The organism is Rhodococcus sp. IEGM1339, assembly GCF_050321925.1.
In the GTDB taxonomy this organism is placed as follows: Bacteria; Actinomycetota; Actinomycetes; order Mycobacteriales; family Mycobacteriaceae; genus Rhodococcus; species Rhodococcus pyridinivorans.
The window spans coordinates 1-1,193 of sequence record NZ_JBNQFT010000062.1; the positions used below are offsets into that span (position 1 = coordinate 1).

Consider the following 1,193-nt stretch of genomic DNA (forward strand, 5'->3'; position numbering starts at 1 on the left):
ACTGCGCCGCACATGGGTCTGCACCTGATGCCGCAGATCGTCGGGGGTGCTCGAGGTGGCGGTGGCGATCACCGGTGCACCCAGCTCGACGGCAGCGTCGAGCAACCGCCGGGTAGAAGCCACAGCGTCGTCGGGGACCTCGTCGAGGTGCTCGATGATGCACGCGAAACTGCCGGACAGACGCGCCCGCAACTCGGCCACCGCCGAGGGGGTCAACGTCGACGCATCGACGCTCGGGACCGGGTCGTGCCGGCCCCAGCGGTGCTGGATCTGCCGCGCCAGACGGGTTTTGCCGACACCGGACTCACCGACGATCAGCATCGGCGCGACGGTCGCGGTGATCTCGTCGACCCGGTCCTGGAGTCGGTGCGCGGCCAGGCTGCGGCCGGCGATACGCGTCGCCGGCGCCGCACCGGCGGGCGCGGCGGGGGCCAGGCGGGCGCGCGGTCGCGGCGGAGCCGGGGAGGCCAGCGGGCGCAGTTCGAGGATCGCGCTGAGCGGATCGGTGGACTCACCGACCCGGCGGGCATGGACCCGCACGTCGATCCCGTCGGCGAAACGCAGCGGTCCTTCCCATTCGTCCTTGGCGGCCAGATGGGTGCTGATCCAGTCCCAGATCATCATCTGATCGGTCGAGTCCATCAACCGTGACACCGTCGGGGTCGCGATCACCGTGTCCCGGCTCATCGCCACCACCGCGGCGTGGCCGCGGCGTTTGCTGCGCATGTATTCGCGCAGCAGGTTCTGCTCGCTGCGGGCGGACAGGGCGAACAATCGCTCTTCGATATCGCGTACCGCCGAGAGCACCAGCGGTGCCATCAGCTCGTTGACATCGCCGATCTCGCAGGTGATGTCGACGATGCCGGTCACCGCGCGTGAGACCGGATCGACGATCGGGGAGCCGACACAGGCCAGCGGATGCAACGCCTCGAGCAGGTGCTCTTCCCCGCGGACCCGGAACGCTTTGCGTTCTTCGAGGGCGGTGCCGATCCCGTTGGTTCCGGCGCATTCCTCGGCGAAGATGAACCCCGGGGCGACCTGGGCACGGTCGAGACGGCCGAGCAGTGACCGCTGCCCGGCACGCCGATCGACGATGGTCGCATCCTGCGAGGCGAGCAAGATCGTCACCGGCGCATCGGCGAGTTGATCGGCCAACCGATCCAGGACCGGCCGCGCCGCACGCACAAGCTTCG

Annotated in this window: 1 protein-coding gene; it reads right to left on the reverse strand. The window is 69.7% G+C overall.

The features are described from left to right. The coding region (locus ACQR3U_RS23335; RefSeq protein WP_428692138.1) for a sigma 54-interacting transcriptional regulator at window positions 1-1,193 on the reverse strand (1,193 nt) is incomplete at both ends.